This is a genomic window from Argonema antarcticum A004/B2 (assembly GCF_023333585.1).
GTDB lineage: Bacteria > Cyanobacteriota > Cyanobacteriia > Cyanobacteriales > Aerosakkonemataceae > Argonema > Argonema antarcticum.
The window spans coordinates 57,056-75,188 of the sequence record NZ_JAIQZN010000018.1 but is presented as its reverse complement, the minus strand read 5'-3'; the positions used below and the strand labels follow the sequence as shown (position 1 = coordinate 75,188).

Sequence of the window (18,133 nt, the reverse complement as noted above, 5' to 3'; positions counted from 1 at the left end):
TTATGCCACAACAATTGCTAAAACGACTATTCACCGTCAAAGAATATCACCTGATGGTTGATGCTGGTATTCTCAAAGAAGACGATCGCGTAGAACTTATCAAAGGAGAAATTGTTCAAATGTCGCCAATTGGAAGATTTCATGCGGCTTGTGTAAAACGATTAATCAGGCTTTTTTCTCAATTGCTAGGTGAACTAGCTATAATTGGTGCCCAAGATCCAGTAGAATTAGACGACCTCTCCGAACCACAACCAGATTTAGCATTGCTGAGAATACGCGCAGATTTTTACCAATCTGGACATCCGCAACCAGAAGATATACTATTAATTATAGAAGTAGCAGATACCACAGTTGAATCTGACCGAGAGGTAAAAATACCCCTTTATGCGAGTAGCGGTATTGTCGAAGTTTGGTTAGTCAATATTCCGGCAGAATGTATCGAAGTTTATCGGCAACCTTCAGCGAATGGTTATCAAAATGTGCAGGTATTTGGGCGGGGACAATCTATTTTTGTAGAAGCTTTTCCCGATGTTAATTTTACAGTTGATGAAATTTTGGGATAGAGGATTCGTAGTAAGGACTTTAGTTCTTATTCGTATGTTGTTGCGCTTTAGCGCTCAACTCGTATGTTGTTGGGCTTCAGCCCTAAAGCGCTTTAGCGCCACAACATACCTAATACTAACTATCAACTTGAATTAAGTCAAAAAATATCTTAGCACTATAATAGGATAAAAGCAGGGAGTTCGTTATGCCACAACAATTGCTAAAACGACTATTCACCGTCAAAGAATATCACCTGATGGTTGATGCTGGTATTCTCAAAGAAGACGATCGCGTAGAACTTATCAAAGGAGAAATTGTTCAAATGTCGCCAATTGGAAGATTTCATGCGGCTTGTGTAAAGCGTCTCAATGAATTGTTTGTTTCGCGTCTGGCGCAGTTGATAACAGTGGGAGTTCAAGATCCAATTGAATTGGATGATAACTCCGAACCACAACCAGATTTAGCATTGCTGAGAAGGCGCGCAGATTTTTACCAATCTGGACATCCGCAACCCGAAGATATACTATTAATTGTTGAAGTAGCAGATACCACAGTTGAATCTGACCGAGAGGTAAAAATTCCCCTTTATGCGAGTAGCGGTATTATGGAAGTTTGGTTGGTGAATATTCCGGCAGAATGTATAGAAGTTTATCGGCAACCTTCAGCGAATGGTTATCAAAATGTGCAGGTATTTGGGCGCGGACAATCTATTTTTGTAGAAACTTTTCCCGATGTTAATTTTACAGTTGATGAAATTTTGGGATAGGCAGTTCAGCGATTTGATGTAGGGGCGAAGCATCGCTGCCAAAATTTACGATCGGTAGCGACAATTCCGATTCAGCGATGCTTCGCCCAGCCCCAACGGCAATTAATAAATAAACCAGGACTTACGCATAGAAACCCGGTTTCTGGTCAAGAGAATTCATCTAACAATGGTTTCAGCCTTACCTAGTGTCGAAATCATGTTAATCAGTGATAGCTCTGATTAAAACCTCCTTCAGGGAGATTCCTTCCTTCTCTATCTCATCAATTGTGATTGTATCTACAATATCGAACCTAGCTCCTGCACTTTGGAGGTCATCATCTAGAGTCTTCAGAAATTTGGTTGCTTCAGCATCATTTCCAATCTGGATAAATGAGATACCTCATTCCTCATCTCTATCTATTTTTTGGGTAGCATTAATAATTGTTTTTATCACAGCTTGGTGGTTGTCTGGCTGACCATCTGTTACCACAAGAATAATTTCCCCACCCAATTTTGCTTGCCCCTGTTCCTTACGTTTAAAATAGCTTTTTAGAGCATCTTTCAAAACTTCTCCCATTTCCGTTCTTCCTACAGGCTCATTCTCACTGAATATTTGCTCAACTTTGCTAGCCGTTACATTATCATATCGCCTAAATAGAGATGAAAAAGTATAAACAGTAATGCCATCTGGAGAAAATTCTTCACACTTGCTAGCCAAACCGAAAGTAGTTTCTTGCATCACATCCCAACGCCTTCTACCACCCTCACAATCTTTTTTTGCCATACTCGCACTCTTATCGATGATTAGAGTGTAGTCACGATTTTCTAGATCGATCACAATAGATTCCACCTGCTTAATTTACAACTTATGCGAATTTGTAGGTACACGGCATAATTAAAACTTTGGATGACAGACATTATTTTATGATGCCGTGTCCTTACAGCATGATTGACTCGAAAGAAGAGAAATTTTCAAGACCATTTAAACCATTTGGCAATATTCTCTATGATACTCACGATATTTCCGATTTTTGCTGCTATCCAAGAAGGTGGATGTAGAACATCTGCTTTCGTCAAAATAAAGGTAAGCTTACTCATCAGTATTGCTTTTTGTTCTTGAGTATATCCCTCCATTATTTTTTTGAGGGACTGCAAATCAAAAACAACTGAGCGATTGTCAGCATGAATCGCCCATAAGATTACATCAGAAGATTGAAGATGTTCTCTGTACTTTTGCAAATACTTTTCGTCTGCTTCGTCTGACTCTCCGATCCCTGGAAGGTCATAAAAATACAGATTTTCCTTAATAGGAATAGCAGGTATCTCTCCTCCCTCCGGTAATGGCGTACATGGTTTAACAGGATCGGTTTTCAGTTTAGTGCCGAATAAAGCATTGATCAGAGAAGATTTCCCAACACCGGTTTGACCTACAATAGAAACACGAAATTGACGATCATTTACGCTTTTTTTTAGGACATCTTGAACGAGCTTAAGCTGATCTGGGGTCAAATCAGGCTCTTTTATTTCCATGTCATGCTCCTCACTAAGCAGAGTTTATATTCGTCTTGATTATTCGATCGCAGTTGCCTTATAATCCTTACTGTACAAACTCAACCTCAGCTTTGTCAGTGATAAAAAGTGACAAAAAGTGATAAAAAGTAGTAACTTTCGCTAGATCATGCTAAAATGTCCTGTTAGGAAGATGCGCCGAAGAGTTACGATACTCTCACAAACTATTCACACATCTCTCTCAACCCGACTTCCTTGGCCTACGACAACACTTGCAAATATCTGGCCGAAAAATTTCCAGCCGCCTTTGTCCAATGGCTGCTGCCACTCGATCGGCCCACCACCATTCAGGTTCTCAAAACTGAACTAATTCAAGAACCAATCCGCGCTGATTCTCTGGCCTTCCTGCAAGCCGATAACGAAATTCTACATCTGGAATTTGAAACCCTACCGTATTCCGACCCTCCAATCCCGTTCAGAATGCTTGACTACTACGTCAGGCTGAAGCGTCAATATTCCTGTTCCATCCATCAAGTAGTAATCTTTTTACAGCAAACAGCCTCAGAACAAGCTTTTGTATCGGAGTATACAGACGAAAACACCCGACACCGCTATCGAGTTATTCGCCTGTGGGAAGAAGACCCCGCTTTACTGTTATCCGTCCCCGGCTTGCTGCCATTCGCGACATTATCTCAAACTAACTCGCCGCGAACTTTGCTAGAGCAAGTGGCTAATCGGATTGCTACAATTGAAGAACCCGATCGACAAGCCGATCTGATCGCTTGTACCCAAGTCCTCGCAGGTTTGAGATTTGAAAAAAACTTAATCAGACAACTATTTAGGAAGGAAACTATGCGGGAGTCTGTCATTTACCAAGAAATTCGCGAAGATGGTCTCCTTGAAGGTCTCCAACAAGGACGGCAACGGGAGGCGCTGTCGTTCGTCACTCGCCTTTTGACTCGCAGAATGGGTACGATCGCGCCTGAAACGCAAGCACAAATTCAGACCTTATCCGTAGAAGAATTAGAAAATTTAGGGGAAGCACTTTTGGATTTTTCAGAAGGAACAGATTTAGCGAATTGGCTGAATCAACGCTAGCTATATCCCCGACTTCTTGAAGAAGTCGGGGATATAGCCTCATCTGTTTAAAACTTCATCCGATACTTTAAGGAAATTTAACTTATGACGGTTGATGAAGCTCTCGCGATCGCAGAAACAGTCCTCGATGGCGAATGCTTAAACGACGTTGAATATCTAATCTTCAGGCAATGTTGGCAAGGCAGATGCTCCTATGAGGAAATCGCTAAACTCTCCAAGTATGATGATGAATATATAAAATCCGTTGCTGCTAAACTTTGGAAACAACTCTCAGACGCTTTTGAGGAAAAGGTCAAAAAAAATAATTTACAGTCTGTTTTTAAACGATACTTGCGACGAAATCAAATAAGCTTGCATCGAACTCAGGAAATAGAAGTAAACCTCAGCGGTGCTAATCTGAGTGGAGCAACATTAAATTTAGCTAGCCTAAGTGGAACAAGACTATTATTTACAAACTTTAGTGAAGCAGTCTCATGTCAAGAAGATTTAGAGCAAGCATTATTACCTGATAGTAACACCAACTCCCCAGAAGAAATCATCGAATCCGAAGAAGAAGATAACCAGCAAACTCACTCTAACTCACAAGAAAAAATCTATCTTTGGAATGATTTACATTTCTACTACGAAGAACAAATAAAAATAGCCGAAGCACTCGATCGGGCCAACATCTTCTTCTTCCCCAATGCCAAAGCACGCCTCACAACACCAGAAGGCAGACAAAATCAAGAACCCAATTTCCTAATTTTCCATCAAGGCAAATGGGGTATTCTGGAATTATCACATCCCGATCGAGCAAAAGCTGAAGAACGGGTAGCGAAGCGAGTCGCCAGACATCGCCTTTTTGAAACTCACGGCATCCGTATCATCCACTATTGCGACTGTAACAGGTGCAATGAAGAACCCGATCGCGTTGTCCAAGAGTTTCTAGAGATTTTGGGTCAGGAATAGATCTGGAGATGGCCCAATTTTTGTCACCACCAACAGCGATGAGTATATCGGCTTACCCAGCGGCTTCCTAGTTGCGGGTTCTCCCAGCGTCGTCAGTAGCCTCTGGAGATTGACCGATTTGTCAAGCGCATTTTTAATGATTAAATTGTATGAAAACTTACAAAATCAAATATCCGTACCAACTGCCCTCAACCAAGCCCAAATCTGGTTGCGGAATGTCAGCAAAGGAGAATTTTTACACTGGACTAATCGCCTCAATTTAGGTAACAATTGGATAGAGGAAATCCAAGCTAAACTGGACTCGTTCTTGGATGATACACCTTTCGCCCATCCTGTTTATTGGGCTGCTTTCTGTGCCATTGGGCAATAAAACCGATCGCGCTTTATATCAAATTACCCCACGAAAATGGATCAAACTATTCCCGCTTTACTGCAAGTATTCAAATCTACCCCTGCCCTCTTCCCCGCTAAAACCATCCAAGAGTTAGATGGAAAACTAGCTGGTTTGGAAAACGAAAATATCCATATTGTCACCAAAGAAATCAAAGATTGGGTTGGCAAACAAACTCGCCCAATCAAAGATAATGTGACTCTATTCGCCCAATCTTTTAGAGAAATTAAAACTGTGCGTAAGGTGGAAGCCTCGGAAGAGGAAATGCTACAAAACCGCTTCCGAGAATTGCGAGACGCGGTGAAAAGTAAACTCAACCCACCGCAAAAATCGCAAACCAATTCATAGGCATTCATTGTTCATTGTTCGTTGTTCGTTACTCCGATTCCTAATGACCAATGACCAATGACTATATTAACATGAATTATCAAGTATACGCCATTTTCAATTTCAAGACTTTGTACAAAATTGGGATATTTTTTACCGCAGATGAATGCGGATAAACACAGATGTAGATGTAGATTTATCGCTACGCAGATGATGGTCGTTTTTGAATACTTTTTTGGATATTCTTTCAGTCCTCTTCAGAGGACTTTCGCTATTAGCCTGCGAATTGATTCGCAGGCGGGCGTGGGCGACAACGCCATGATTTATTTGCTACACGCTCATGATAATTAGCTAATTGACTTTGTACAAAATTGGGAGATTTTTTACCGCAGATGAACGCGGATGAACGCAGATGTAGATGTAGATTTATCGCTACGCAGATGATGGTTGTTTTTGAATAGTTTTTTTGATATTCTTTCAGTCCTCTTCAGAGGACTTTCGCTATTAGCCTGCGAATTGATTCGCAGGCGGGCGTGGGCGACAACGCTATGATTTATTTGCTACATTATCATTGATTCTCTGGGGGGTGATAAAACTTGTTCAATATCTCAATAATATCAATTATGGTGACATCCGTTGTGTAAAAATATCGGATATATCTTATCCAGTATTTTATCTGCGTTCATCTGCGGTTAATTTTTCCAATTTTGTTAGCCTAGCGGAGATGATATAAAGCCTTTTTCATCTGAGTGAGGTACAGAGAAACCCGGTTTCTTGAAGAAACCGGGTTTCTGGGGTGTATTTCATCCAATTGAAAACCGCTATAAAATGTTGCCAACCTCAACGAAAGGTAGTGCAATCTTATCCAAATATCATATATAGCGTTTTCAAATGAGTCGTGAACACATATTTAATAGTGAATGTTGGGTTACGACGCGGGAAAAGACTTATCTGTGAGCATCCGATAAGTTAATTACCGCGTCTAACCCAACCTACCATTGTTTACATCTCAAATGGAAACACTATATATCTGATACGCCAACCATCCTAACCCCAGTCCTAACCAAGAAGTTCCAAGTAAGATTAGAAATGTGTGAAACTTGCTGAAGGACTTGACTAACTCGTCCGAAGCCAAAGCCAAAGCCCAAGCCCAAGCCAAAGCCCAAGCCGAAGCCGAAGCCAAAGCCCAAGACGAAGCCGAAGCCGAAGCCGAAACCCAAGCCGAAGCCGAAGCCAAAGCCAAAGCCCAAGCCGAAGCCAAAAGCGAAGTCCAAGCCCAAGCCCAAGCCAAAGCCGAAGCCGAAGCCAAAGCCGAAGCCAAAGCCCAAGCCCAAGCCCAAGCCCAAGCCGAAGGTGCTGAGAAGAAGCCTAAAACTGCATAGCTTAACAAAACTCCTGTTAGCTTACCCCAAGGAATATTTCTTCGTTTTTTCGGCGGTAAACTAACCTCCACAGTGCGATTCGCCACTTCCAACAACTTCAACCATTCCTGCATCGACTGAGGACGGTTTTTCGCTTCCAACTCCATCCCCTTGAGAATCGCCCGATTCAACTCATCGCTGATATCAGCGTGTTGCTTAGGTTTAATCAATCCGACATTCTTCAACTTCCGATCCAAAGAAGATGTCGGACATTGACCAGTTACCGCATAATATAAAGAAGCTCCCAAACAGTACACATCAACTGTTAGTTCCCGACTTCCCATCATCTGTTCGTAAGGCGCAAAGGCGAGATTGCCAAAATGCTTGGAACTTTCCACAGTTTGCAGAATTTCCCCAGCAATGCCAAAATCAATCAAAATTGCTTTACCGTCTCTCTGCACCATGATATTGCCGGGGTGAGCATCCCGATGCACCAGTCTCGCTTGATGTACCACCGTCAAAGCTTCCCCAATTTGTCGCACGTACTCCACCGCTTCGTTTGCTGGTAACGCCCCTCGCCGCTGCACCAAATTAAACAAACTCTCCCCTGATACAAAATCCATTACCAGGCAGTATATCCCCCCCTCTTCAAACAAATCCCTGACGCGCACGATATTGGGATGCTTCTGTTCAGAGAGTTTTTCCAGTCGCCGCCCTTCCTCGACGAATCGCTGCAAATATTTCGGGTATTCCGGGTCATTTTTCAGCCTTTCGTTGGGCGTTTTAATCACGATTAACTGTTGCAGCAGCGTGTGTCGTGCTTTGTAGGTAATCCCGAAACCGCCTTGTCCCAGGATTTGCTCGATAATATATTTACCATTCTGCAACCGCTGACCCGCTGCCCAAACCATGTCGCGCTTTCCAGACACTTTGGTTTATTGTGACACAGGATGAGAAAATTGTAGTAACGCACCAATACTGTTCGGATAAGCAGCAGAATAGAAACCCGGTTTTTTGAACAATAAATACCTTCGCCATTTCTTTGTAGGTTGGGTTGAGGAACGAAACCCAACGAATTTGCCCTAGTTTCGTCGTTCCTCAACCCAACCTACGAATCTGTTCGGATAAGCACCAGAATAGAAACCCGGTTTTTTGAACAATACCCTCACCATTTCTTTGTAGGTTGGGTTGAGGAACGAAACCCAACCAATTTGCCCTAGTTTCGTTCCTCAACCCAACCTACGAATCTGTTCGACTCGGCACCAGAATAGAAACCCGGTTTTTTCAAAAAACCGGGTTTCTAACCTCACACTGATGGTCAAATTTCACTTACTCGATAAATTTGTAGCACCTCTTCCAAACTATTCGCCGTCTTGAGTCTTTCCTGAATTGCCTTCAATACATCTACATCCGAAATCTGAGATATTTCTGGCAATAGCTGTAATCCCTCACTACCGAATTTTAGCTCCAAACCAAATTCAATAGCTGATAAGATTCCTTGTTGTAAACCTTGCTGCAACCCTTGCTGCAACCCTCGTTGTTCTCCTTCCCTCCAAATCTCTTGATACCAAGGCGATTCTCGTAAAACAGCCATATCCCACCTCATAATTTGCTGGACTAAACGAGTTTCCAATACAAAGGTAGCAAAAAAAGCTAACAGGTTTTCTAACTCATTCAACTGTTCATCAGCACGCAAAAGTTGTACTGCTTGCTGCACTACTGCTTCCTCACCACCACCTCTCAGCACTGGTACAAAGGGAAGTAAAGATGTTAACTGTTGTTGAAAAACTGTTTGGACATCTACTTCCCAGAGATTAATTACGCGATACTCCTGAGTTGCTCTTAATCCGAAAACCTGTGATTCATGGCCTCTAGCTATAACCACTCCCGGTGTTGGTTGCAAAATATTAATCAGTACCGGGTAGACTGGCAAGTTGTATCGCTCCTCTGCCAGTGCTGCATAAGCTCGCATTCGTAAAGGCATCCGATTATTATAGCGCAATTGTATCTCGTTCAGCACTAAAAACTCGCCGATTTGTGGACTGTAGGCTTTTACTATTACATCGCCCTCTCGACTAATCCACTGGAACTCAGAGGTAAGAATATCTCGCGCCGTTATATTGGAGGACTGCGTTACCCATTTCACCCAAGCATCGGGTGCTAAACTAATTAAACGTTTGCTACCGATGTCTGCTGATTTAGTCATTGGTCATTTGTCATTTGTAAAAGTGAAGCATTCGGAACTATAAATTTGGAGGATATGCGCCGTCCATAAAAAGGTTTGAAAAAGGTAATCCAGCCTACAACAATTTAATTTTAGTCAGTAGTCGATCGCAACGAACAACTGACTACTGACTACCAACCAATTTAAGTTGTATACTCGGCGTTAATCTTCACGTAGTCGTAAGTCAAATCGCATCCCCAAGCTTTACCAAAACCACCTCCATTGCCAATACTTACCGAAATTAAAACAGTATCTTCTTTCAAATAAGCACCAGCTGCTGCTGTTTTCAAATATGCACTAGCAGCAGATCGATCGAATGCCAAAGGTTGTCCGTTTTCCATTAGTAAGAAATTACCTAACCTGATTTGCAAATTTTCTTGATCGAAATGAACACCAGCACGTCCCGCCGCTGCTGCAATTCTTCCCCAGTTGGGATCGCGACCGAAAATAGCTGATTTAACTAGAGATGAACCGGCGATCGTTTTGGCAACTTGACGCGCCGCTTTGTCATCAGTTGCGCCAGAAACTACTACTTCAACGAGACAGGTGGCACCTTCGCCGTCCCGTGCGATCGCTTTTGCCAAATGCTGACAAACTGCTGTTAACATGGCCTCTAAATTTTCTGCTTCTGGGCCCATTTCGGTAATCGCGGGTGTGCGAGATTGTCCGTTAGCCAAAGCAATTAAGGTGTCGTTGGTACTGGTATCGCCGTCAACAGTAATTTGATTGAAGCTTTTATCGGCGGCGCGACTCAACATTTGCTGCCACAGGGAAGGAGAAACTGCTGCATCACAAGTTACAAAAGACAGCATTGTCGCCATGTTGGGATGAATCATGCCGGAACCTTTGGCAATTCCACCGATTCGGACTGGACGATCGTGCATCATTGTTTCTAGAGCGATCGATTTTGGCACTAAATCTGTGGTGACGATCGCCTTTGCAGCTGAATCGCCTCCCGTTTCCGATAAGGCGGCGACGAGTTGCGGAATTGCTGCTTTCAGCACATCCATCTTAATCCGCTGACCGATAACTCCGGTGGATGCTAGCAAGATGGAGTCTGAGGGAATATTCAATATTTGAGCTAAATTTTGGGCGCATTCGATCGCATCAATCCAACCTTGGGAACCTGTAGCGGCGTTCGCTTGTCCAGCGTTGCAGAGAATAGCGCTGGCACCTGGTTTAGATTGCAGGCGCTGACGGCAGTAATCCACAGGGGCGGCGCGTACAACAGAGGTGGTGAATACTCCAGCTGCGATCGCTTCCACATCCGACACAATCAAAGCTAAATCCGGTAATCCCGAAGCTTTCAGTCCAGCCGTAATCCCCGCCGCACGATACCCCCTGGGTGCTGTCACGCTACCGCTGATTTCTTGCCATTCTGTCATAACTTTCCCCTCCAGCTTTTTGGTTTCCAGGGCGGATCATACCATTTTAGATTTTAGATTAAAGATTTTAGATTTTAGATTAAAGAATTGAATAAACTCTTGCTGTGAGCGATTTTCAGTCAAGTTATAGCAAAGTGCTTCGGCTTTAGTGCTGAGTACAAAGTGCTGAGTGGAGAGTGGGAAGTGCTGAGTGGGGAGTGGGAAGTAGGCATTTTATATTTCAGATTTCAGATTTGAGATTTCAAATGAAACCTGAAATCTTCCCCTCTTCCCTCTTCCCTTTTGACTTTTGACTTTTGACTTTTGACTTTTGACTTTCCTAGCCCCTCAAAAAAAAAAGGGGAGTCGCTTGGATGGACGACTCTCCCGATCATCAGGGTGCATCTACATACACGATTATAATGGCATAGGGGTGAGGGGTGACACCCCCTATTGTAGTTTTTTGATGAAGTCTGAGGGCTTTTTCGTAAAGTTGAGACTAAGATTTGAATTACTCGCGGTTGCTAACGCCAGCCGTGGGCTTCTGTCGCTTCATCTACCAAATTTTCTTTCGGCGGTCGGGGGCAGCGTGTTGTTGGGGTGTGCGGCTATCGAATTTTGGGTTCTATAAATATCCCATTTTGGGATTATCCGAAAATGGGTTTATTGTGTTGAAGTATGCTTAGTGCTACATCAAGGCACAATGAAGTCTATTTTTAGCAATGAGTATGACATATTTCGCCGCTGCATGATTGCCGCACGCAAAGAAGCGCGGCTAACTCAGGAGGCACTTGCTAAACATCTTAAGAAGCCGCAATCTTTCGTAGCTAAATACGAGAACGGTGAGCGGCGTTTAGATGTAATTGAGTTTCTGTTCGTTACCCATGTAATTGGTGTAGATCCTTGCGACATCATCAGGAAAGTCGAACAAGGAATATCTGAACTATCCTGTAAGGATGAGGAATGAATACGCAAGATGTAATTAGACTCGCATCACAATATCTCAATGATTTATCAGGGCACACTTTTGACGTTTTAAATGTCTCTAAACCTGTGACTGTGAATGCAGCCGTAAATTTGTCTAAAGTTATCTCAAAACTTTCACCACTGCTTGGCAATTTAATTGAGTTTAACACTGTTGAATTTCTAAATAAACAAAACGAATTTGCTGATTTTGGAAAATGGCAGAGGCAAGATCCGGGCTTTCCAGATACTATTTTTGTGGGAGAAGTTCAACCAATGCCGGGACTAGAAATTAAAGCATGGTTTCCATTGGCGACAGAAATAACAGCACGCTTTAAAGATAGTCAAAACCACTTCAGCTTCGATCAAACTTACGTTGTTATGCTGGCATGGCTTCCTGAAAAAATTATCTACGGTAAGCCTCGAATTCTTGATGTATGTGTCGTTTCTGGTTTATCTGTAGCTGTTGCTAGGGACACTCATTATCATAATCCACCTGATTATCTTGTTTTAGAACCAGAAGATACAACTCAAAGAACAGCAAATTTGCAACAGACAAACACTAATGGATATAAGTTTCAGGGATCTATTGAGGAATTATTAGAAGCTCAAAAAATTGTTGACTCATGGGGCGTTGAAGGAAAAATATACAAACCGACCAGAGACTATCAACGTCTTCTACGTCAGCTACGAATAAGATATGAATATAGACTAGACACTAATTTTGCTAAGATGGATAGAATTGTGCATCCAGGAATTAAAGAGTTCAAGCAACGTATCTACAATACGGAAGTTCATGGTATGACAGTTGGACAATGGAATAGACTTTTATCAAGTCGTCGAGAAGAAAACATAAAGATATTTTTACAAGGGTATCTAGATATTAAAGAAGAGAATATTGATGAACTTATTGACTAAATCGCTGCACCCCATAGTAGAAATAGTCCGGGTCTGTCTCACAAGAAAAAGCTTTGCGTCTCAGTTTACGTGCAGCTAAAGATGCACTGAAGAGTCCACCAAAAGGCTCCCAAATGACATCATTGTCATCACTTGATGCCTCAATAATGAGGCTCATTAAGTCAAGAGGCTTTTGATTAAGATGTACTGCTTTTCCAGAGAAAGTTTTCACCCGCTCGTCGCCTCGGAGAGCTTGGCGCTCCCAAACATTTGTAAAACCATAAGGACATCTAAATTTCGATCGCATTCTGCTCCATTCTTGTCCTGTTAAAGATCGATCTCCATTTAGAGAAAAGTAGGGTTTTCTTTCAGGTCTACCATGCTCATTTGCGTAGTTAACCAGTCTCTCAAACATCTCTGGAGGAGGGAAATACCATAAATGTCCTCGATCGAAATATTTTCTGGTTGCGGCATCTACCACACCACAAGCATCATTTGCACGTCGTAATGGTAGTCCAGAGCGTTTCCACTCTTCTAGAAGCCACACCTTTAAAGTAAGCTCGTTAACTTTAACCTCTCTTACATATTGGACACAAACTTCTGTAACTACAGGAAATCTGCGGATCTTTTCCGTGTTAACGTTTCCTGCTATGTGACCTTTTCCTTTGTTCCAAATATTGCAATTGACGTAGCGCCAACCATACTTTTCCAGAATTGGATGTACAACAGCCCAACCAATTTCTGAATTCCAAAACCAAAGTGTTGTACATGACATTGATGCTTTTGACCATGCCTCAATATGAGGCTCATACCAGTTAGGTAAATCAATATGGTCTGAAGTATCTCCTTCAAAGCCAAGAACACCGTAAGCCCCATCGGAAACGATAACGGTAGGTTCCTCCCAGTTTTCATAGTGTTGAAGGCTATCGCCCAAATGTAGAGTTACACACTCATCACTCCACACAGAAAAATTAAAGTTGGTGTTAAGATTAACTGCTTTCCCACGCCCAACTGTGCTAGTAGCTTTCCGCTTCAATGGGCTAGAAGGGCTTACACCCGGATTGGCTCGATTCATTTATTGACTTGTGTAAATTTAAGTATTAGGTATCTGCTACTTTATCCTATTTTGGGATATTTGGATAGTAGGATACCTAAATTAATATTGATTTTTTAGGGAGTTCGATGCCCCCTAAAAAATCAGCTATCTTTCCTCACCCGTTAAGAGGGTGGGGACTGCCAAGCTACGTTCAACTTTTGGGCCAGAAGTTGGTTGGTCAGCTGGGGATCGGCTCGACCGGAGGTTTTCTTCATCACCTGTCCGACAAAGAAGCCCAGCAGCTTAGTTTTGCCGTTGCGGTACTGTTCTAGCTCTTTGGGATTGGCGGCCAAGATTTCATCGATGATGGTTTCTAGAGCTACAGTATCCGAGATTTGGGTTAATCCCTTGCGATCGATCAGTTCCTTAGCCGAACCACCACTAGAGAACAACTCCGGTAGAATATCTTTGGCAATCTTGCCGCTGATGGTTCCAGTTTCAATCAGGGAAATCAGTTCAGCTAAGGTGTCCGGTTTGAGGGCGATTTGGGCGATGCTGAGTTTTTCGTTGTTGAGGTAAGCGCTGATATCGCCCATCACCCAGTTAGCCGCTTGCTTGGAATTGGCACCAGCGGCGACAACGGCTTCAAAATACTCAGCTACGGAGCGATCGTCTGTCAGCACCCGCGCATCGTAGGCAGAAAGTCCCAATTCACTTTCATAGCGGTGTCGTTTCTCGGCTGGGAGTTCTGGCAGTTCCGACTTCCACTTCTCTAGCAGCTCGGATGGCACCTCAATGGGGGCCAAATCGGGTTCGGGGAAGTAGCGGTAATCGCTGGAACCTTCCTTAATCCGCATACTGATAGTGCGTTGACTGCCTTCCTCCCACAGCCTAGTTTCTTGCACAATCCGCTCACCGGCTTCCAGTGCTGTGGTTTGCCGATCGATCTCGTAATCGATCGCCCTTTCAATAGCACTGAAGGAGTTCATATTCTTAATTTCTACCTTCGTGCCAAACTCTTTTCGTCCCACCGGACGCACGGAGATATTCACGTCACAACGCAGGGAACCTTCCTGCATATTGCCGTCGCTGACACCTAAATAGCGCAGAATGCGGCGGAGTTCTTGGGCATATTCAGCAGCTTCTAGGCCCGATCGCATATCCGGTTCTGAGACAATTTCTACTAAAGCTACACCCGTGCGGTTGAAGTCTACCAGAGAGTAAGTAGAACCCGAAAGGCGAGTCTCGTTCCGAGAGGCTTCGCCAACGCTACCCGCGTGAACCAACTTTCCCGCATCTTCCTCCATATGCAGGCGAGTGATACCAATCTTTTTGCGGGTAACCTTACCCGCTTCATCCACCAATTCAACTTCTAGCCAACCATGCTCGGCAATAGGCAGGTCGTACTGAGAAATTTGGTAATTTTTAGGCAAATCGGGATAAAAATACTGTTTGCGGTCAAATTTGCTATAGGGTGCAATCTGAGAGTTGAGGGCTATCCCCGCTTTGACGGCGTACTCCAGTACCTTCTCGTTGAGTACTGGCAATACTCCAGGCATACCCATGCAAATTGGGCAAACGTTCTGATTTGGGCGGCTGCCAAATTCGGTAGAACAATTGCAGAAAATCTTAGTGTCGGTACTAAGCTGACAGTGGGTTTCTAAACCGATGACGGCTTCGTACTGAGTTTTAACTGGTGCAGCGGTTGTCATGAGCTAACAAATTGAGGCATAACAATAATCAATCGGCTTCTATTTTAACTTTTTGCAGACAAGCTACAGATATAGAGACGTTTCGTGAAACGTCTCTACATCTGTAGTAACGTAACGTGAGTTCGATGGAGGGATCGAGCGACAAACAAGCGACTTTTGGGCTGGCTCGAGCCACAAACAAGCGACTTTTGGGACTGGCTCGAGCCACAAACAAGCGACTTTGGGACTGGCTCGAGCCACAAACAAGCGACTTTTGGGACTGGCTCGAGCCACAAACAACCAACTTTTGGAGACAAAGGATATACCGAAAAACTATTTAGGCAATTACATGAAAAAGGTTTACATCTGATAACTAGACTCAAGAAAAACATGAAAAACAAGCTAATGTTGTGGTCAGATAAAATGAAACTAAGAAAAAGAGGTATCATTGAATCGGTGAACGATCAATTGAAAAATCTATGTCAAATTGAACAGACAAGACATCGAAGTGTAGCTAATTTTATGGTGAATTTAGTAGCCGAATCTCAGATTGTTGAGTCTGTGCGGTCATATCTATACCTACAACCTTTATACTCTCTAGAGTAGAGGATTAAGTAGGGCATAATTACTCCGTCCCCCCGCCACAAGATTATGTAGGGGCGAACGCGCAAAGCGTGCCGTAGGCATTAGCATTGCGGAATTAACGTTTCGGTTTTGAATTAAGATTAATCCCGCAATGCTTCACCCGACCACTATACATAGTCTTCTAGCACCGAAGGGAGTAAACGTAAAACTGCCAAGCCGTTAGAAACCGGGTTTCTCAGATTACGAAGGCTCGATCTGTTCGACAGATCTGGGTAAGACCCAGATCGCAGACGCTACACTGGAAAATGTTGCTATAACCCATCCTATGCCTTATTCAGATCGGCCCCTAACCTACCCTACCAGTCAAAAAGTTGATGTCGTTGACGACTATCACGGTACAAAAGTATCCGACCACTATCGTTGGTTAGAAGATCCTGACTTCGATCTAACAAAAGCTTGGTTGGAAGCGCAAAACCAAGTCACATTTCAATATCTCAACGAAATTCCAGTCCGAGAAAAAATTAAGCAGCGTCTTACCCAACTCTGGGATTATGAAAAATATAGCATTCCCTTTAAAGAAGGTAACCGCTACTTCTACTTTAAAAATGATGGTTTGCAAAACCAAAGCGTACTTTATACCTTAACTTCCCTTGACGCCGAACCAAGGCTACTGCTCGATCCCAACAAACTCTCGGAAGATGGCACAGTTGCTCTTTCGGGTATAGCGATTTGCGAAGATGGTAACTTAATGGCTTATGGTTTGTCTAGTTCCGGTTCTGATTGGCAAGAATGGAAAGTCCGCGATGTGGAAACAGGGGAAGACAGACGGGATTGCTTAAAATGGATTAAGTTTTCCGGTGCTGATTGGACGCACGACAATCAAGGATTTTTTTACAGTCGCTATGACGAACCTAACGAAAAAACTAAATTTGAAGATGCTAATTACTTTCAAAAACTCTTCTACCATCGGATTGGAACACTTCAAGAAGAAGATATCCTTATCTATGACAGGCCCGATCGAAAAGAATGGGGATTTAGCGGTGGTGTTAGCGAAGATGGAAAATATTTGATTATCTCGGTTTGGCAGGGGACAGATCCAAAAAACCTGATTTTTTATAAAGATTTGACTAACCCAGATGCCGAAGTTATCGAACTAATCAACGAGTTTGAAGCTAGCTACAGTTTTATCGACAATGATGACTCAGTTTTCTGGTTCCGAACAGACTTAGATGCACCGCGTGGGTCGTTGATTGCTATAGATATCAACAACCCATCTCGCGATAATTGGCAAGAAATCATTCCCCAGGCAGAGGAAGTTTTAGAAGGTGTGGGTTTGCTGAACGATCGGTTTGTTGCTGATTACTTGAAAGATGCTCACACTCAAATCAAAATCTTCGATCTCAACGGCGCTTATGTCCGGGAAGTGGAGTTACCGGGAATCGGTTCTGCGGGTGGTTTTGGCGGTAAGCGTCACGATAGGGAAACTTTTTACAGCTATACAAGTTTCACGACACCAGCAACTATTTATCACTACGATATGGTGAGTGGTGAAAGTACGCTTTTTCGTCAGCCGAATGTTGATTTAAATCCAGATGATTACGAGACGAAGCAGATATTTTACAGTAGCAAAGATGGCACGAAAGTGCCGATGTTTATTACTCACAAGAAAGGTTTGCAATTAGATGGGAATAATCCCACTTATCTGTACGGATACGGCGGTTTTAATGTTTCGCTGACTCCCAGTTTTTCGGTTAGTCAATTGGTGTGGATGGAGTTGGGGGGAGTTTTGGCTATTGCCAATTTGCGCGGTGGTGGCGAGTACGGTGAAGATTGGCACCAAGCAGGAACTAAGCTGAAGAAGCAGAATGTTTTTGATGATTTTATTGGGGCGGCTGAGTGGCTGATTGCCAATGGGTATACTTCGCCTGCTAAACTAGCGATCGCAGGTGGCAGCAATGGGGGATTGTTGGTGGGTGCGTGTATGACTCAGCGTCCCGATTTATTTGCGGCTGCGTTACCATCTGTGGGGGTGATGGATATGTTGCGCTTCCATAAGTTTACGATCGGCTGGGCTTGGTGTTCTGAGTATGGTTCGGCTGACAATCCAGAGGAGTTTGAGGCGCTTTATGCTTACTCGCCTCTGCACAACCTCAAATCTGGCACGGCTTATCCGGCTACAATGATTACTACAGCCGATCGTGATGACAGGGTAGTACCCGCTCATAGTTTCAAGTTTGCAGCGGCTTTGCAGGCGGCGCACGCTGGCTCTGAGCCTGTTTTAATTCGCATTGAAACTAAGGCTGGTCACGGTGCTGGGAAGCCTACGGCTAAAATTATTGAGGAGGCGGCTGATAAGTGGGCTTTTTTGGTGCGGACTTTAGATGTAAGCTGACCCCACCGGGTGTGGTCTCTCACCCGTTGGTGATGTAGGGGACAAGGAGGACAAGGGAG

General features: G+C 43.5%; 17 protein-coding genes. 10 read left to right on the top strand and 7 right to left on the bottom strand.

The window, feature by feature from the left end; translation table 11 throughout:
- On the top strand, positions 1-563 hold a 563-nt coding region (locus LAY57_RS10730; RefSeq protein WP_249066413.1), incomplete at its 5' end, for a Uma2 family endonuclease.
- Positions 564-748: 185 nt separating this feature from the next.
- Positions 749-1,309 (top strand): Uma2 family endonuclease, encoded by a 561-nt coding sequence (locus tag LAY57_RS10725; RefSeq protein WP_249066412.1) that lies wholly within the window; start codon positions 749-751, stop codon positions 1,307-1,309.
- A 379-nt stretch (positions 1,310-1,688) separates the two neighbouring features.
- On the opposite strand, the gene LAY57_RS10720 is transcribed toward LAY57_RS10725, so the two are convergent.
- Positions 1,689-2,138 (bottom strand): VWA domain-containing protein, encoded by a 450-nt coding sequence (locus tag LAY57_RS10720; protein WP_476727011.1) that lies wholly within the window; start codon positions 2,136-2,138, stop codon positions 1,689-1,691.
- A gap of 122 nt (positions 2,139-2,260) precedes the next feature.
- Positions 2,261-2,818, bottom strand: coding sequence for a GTPase family protein (locus LAY57_RS10715; RefSeq protein ID WP_249066411.1), 558 nt, complete (start codon positions 2,816-2,818; stop codon positions 2,261-2,263).
- Between the two features lie 234 nt (positions 2,819-3,052).
- Here LAY57_RS10715 and LAY57_RS10710 point away from each other — a divergent pair, with 234 nt between their 5' ends.
- The 4 genes from LAY57_RS10710 to LAY57_RS10695 all read left to right on the top strand — a co-directional run bounded on the left by LAY57_RS10710 (position 3,053) and on the right by LAY57_RS10695 (position 5,582).
- Complete coding sequence (locus LAY57_RS10710; RefSeq protein ID WP_249066410.1) at positions 3,053-3,895, top strand: DUF4351 domain-containing protein; 843 nt, start codon at positions 3,053-3,055, stop codon at positions 3,893-3,895.
- Between the two features lie 84 nt (positions 3,896-3,979).
- A complete protein-coding gene (locus LAY57_RS10705; RefSeq protein ID WP_249066409.1) occupies positions 3,980-4,843 on the top strand; it encodes a pentapeptide repeat-containing protein in 864 nt (287 codons plus the stop codon).
- A gap of 16 nt (positions 4,844-4,859) precedes the next feature.
- The gene (locus LAY57_RS10700) at positions 4,860-5,213 is read left to right on the top strand and encodes a CHAT domain-containing protein (RefSeq protein ID WP_338022390.1); all 354 of its coding nucleotides are present in this window, start codon (positions 4,860-4,862) and stop codon (positions 5,211-5,213) included.
- Between the two features lie 36 nt (positions 5,214-5,249).
- A complete protein-coding gene (locus tag LAY57_RS10695; protein ID WP_249066408.1) occupies positions 5,250-5,582 on the top strand; it encodes a hypothetical protein in 333 nt (110 codons plus the stop codon).
- A gap of 988 nt (positions 5,583-6,570) precedes the next feature.
- Here the strand turns inward: LAY57_RS10695 and LAY57_RS10690 are convergent.
- The 3 genes from LAY57_RS10690 to argJ all read right to left on the bottom strand — a co-directional run bounded on the left by LAY57_RS10690 (position 6,571) and on the right by argJ (position 10,531).
- The gene (locus LAY57_RS10690; protein ID WP_249066407.1) at positions 6,571-7,833 is read right to left on the bottom strand and encodes a serine/threonine protein kinase; all 1,263 of its coding nucleotides are present in this window, start codon (positions 7,831-7,833) and stop codon (positions 6,571-6,573) included.
- 407 nt (positions 7,834-8,240) lie between these two features.
- Positions 8,241-9,128: an RpnC/YadD family protein gene (locus tag LAY57_RS10685; RefSeq protein ID WP_249066406.1), complete on the bottom strand. Its 888-nt coding sequence runs from the start codon at positions 9,126-9,128 to the stop codon at positions 8,241-8,243.
- A gap of 161 nt (positions 9,129-9,289) precedes the next feature.
- The gene (gene argJ, locus LAY57_RS10680) at positions 9,290-10,531 is read right to left on the bottom strand and encodes a bifunctional ornithine acetyltransferase/N-acetylglutamate synthase (protein WP_249066405.1); all 1,242 of its coding nucleotides are present in this window, start codon (positions 10,529-10,531) and stop codon (positions 9,290-9,292) included.
- A 682-nt stretch (positions 10,532-11,213) separates the two neighbouring features.
- Between argJ and LAY57_RS10675 the strand changes: the two genes are divergently transcribed.
- Entirely contained in the window at positions 11,214-11,477 is a 264-nt protein-coding gene (locus tag LAY57_RS10675) for a helix-turn-helix domain-containing protein (protein ID WP_249066404.1), read from the top strand.
- The gene (locus LAY57_RS10670) at positions 11,474-12,391 is read left to right on the top strand and encodes a hypothetical protein (RefSeq protein ID WP_249066403.1); all 918 of its coding nucleotides are present in this window, start codon (positions 11,474-11,476) and stop codon (positions 12,389-12,391) included. Before LAY57_RS10675 ends, LAY57_RS10670 begins: the two co-directional genes overlap by 4 nt.
- On the opposite strand, the gene LAY57_RS10665 is transcribed toward LAY57_RS10670, so the two are convergent.
- Both LAY57_RS10665 and gatB read right to left on the bottom strand, forming a co-directional pair.
- Positions 12,381-13,445: a DNA methyltransferase gene (locus LAY57_RS10665; protein ID WP_249066402.1), complete on the bottom strand. Its 1,065-nt coding sequence runs from the start codon at positions 13,443-13,445 to the stop codon at positions 12,381-12,383. The genes LAY57_RS10670 and LAY57_RS10665 overlap by 11 nt on opposite strands.
- A gap of 143 nt (positions 13,446-13,588) precedes the next feature.
- Positions 13,589-15,118, bottom strand: a complete 1,530-nt coding sequence (gene gatB / locus LAY57_RS10660; RefSeq protein WP_249066401.1) for an Asp-tRNA(Asn)/Glu-tRNA(Gln) amidotransferase subunit GatB — start codon at positions 15,116-15,118, stop codon at positions 13,589-13,591.
- A gap of 156 nt (positions 15,119-15,274) precedes the next feature.
- Between gatB and LAY57_RS35805 the strand changes: the two genes are divergently transcribed.
- On the top strand, positions 15,275-15,703 hold the full coding sequence (locus LAY57_RS35805; protein ID WP_420839079.1) for a transposase: 429 nt from the start codon (positions 15,275-15,277) through the stop codon (positions 15,701-15,703).
- A 304-nt stretch (positions 15,704-16,007) separates the two neighbouring features.
- Complete coding sequence (locus LAY57_RS10650; protein WP_249066400.1) at positions 16,008-18,074, top strand: prolyl oligopeptidase family serine peptidase; 2,067 nt, start codon at positions 16,008-16,010, stop codon at positions 18,072-18,074.
- Positions 18,075-18,133: the final 59 nt, after the last annotated feature.

Excerpts from the sequence above, each read along its gene's own strand:
- LAY57_RS10725 (WP_249066412.1), top strand. The coding sequence starts at position 749 with ATGCCACAACAATTGCTAAAACGACTATTCACCGTCAAAGAATATCAC.
- LAY57_RS10715 (WP_249066411.1), bottom strand. The coding sequence starts at position 2,818 with ATGGAAATAAAAGAGCCTGATTTGACCCCAGATCAGCTTAAGCTCGTT.
- LAY57_RS10705 (WP_249066409.1), top strand. The coding sequence starts at position 3,980 with ATGACGGTTGATGAAGCTCTCGCGATCGCAGAAACAGTCCTCGATGGC.
- LAY57_RS10695 (WP_249066408.1), top strand. The coding sequence starts at position 5,250 with ATGGATCAAACTATTCCCGCTTTACTGCAAGTATTCAAATCTACCCCT.
- LAY57_RS10690 (WP_249066407.1), bottom strand. The coding sequence starts at position 7,833 with ATGGTTTGGGCAGCGGGTCAGCGGTTGCAGAATGGTAAATATATTATC.
- LAY57_RS10685 (WP_249066406.1), bottom strand. The coding sequence starts at position 9,128 with ATGACTAAATCAGCAGACATCGGTAGCAAACGTTTAATTAGTTTAGCA.
- argJ (WP_249066405.1), bottom strand. The coding sequence starts at position 10,531 with ATGACAGAATGGCAAGAAATCAGCGGTAGCGTGACAGCACCCAGGGGG.
- LAY57_RS10675 (WP_249066404.1), top strand. The coding sequence starts at position 11,214 with ATGAAGTCTATTTTTAGCAATGAGTATGACATATTTCGCCGCTGCATG.
- LAY57_RS10670 (WP_249066403.1), top strand. The coding sequence starts at position 11,474 with ATGAATACGCAAGATGTAATTAGACTCGCATCACAATATCTCAATGAT.
- LAY57_RS10665 (WP_249066402.1), bottom strand. The coding sequence starts at position 13,445 with ATGAATCGAGCCAATCCGGGTGTAAGCCCTTCTAGCCCATTGAAGCGG.
- gatB (WP_249066401.1), bottom strand. The coding sequence starts at position 15,118 with ATGACAACCGCTGCACCAGTTAAAACTCAGTACGAAGCCGTCATCGGT.
- LAY57_RS10650 (WP_249066400.1), top strand. The coding sequence starts at position 16,008 with ATGCCTTATTCAGATCGGCCCCTAACCTACCCTACCAGTCAAAAAGTT.